1 pseudogene is annotated in these 249 nt (G+C 71.5%); it reads left to right on the top strand.

The window, feature by feature from the left end:
- Window positions 1-249 (top strand): annotated as a pseudogene (locus ACYQ0J_RS00200) (ATP-binding protein); the annotation flags it as partial.

Genomic DNA, 249 nt, shown 5'->3' with positions numbered 1-249 from the left:
GGGGGGGGGGGGGGTGGGACCTCGAGGCCGACCTCAAGGCCTGGCAGAGGCGCTACCCGGGGAACGAGGAGAAGGCGAGGAGCCTCCTCAAGGCCCTCAAGCGCCCCGAAGGGGTGAACCCCGTCACCCTCGTCGTGGACGACGCCACGGGCCTCACCCCCAGTGTGGTCCCCTGGCTGGTGGCCTTCGCCGAGGTGGCCACCCTGGTCCTGGCCGTCCACCCGGAGACCCTAAGGAAGGGGGGTACAA

This window comes from Thermus sp. FJN-A, assembly GCF_054655095.1.
Note: the sequence above shows the minus strand (reverse complement) of the source record. Positions and strands in the feature narration are given on the sequence as shown.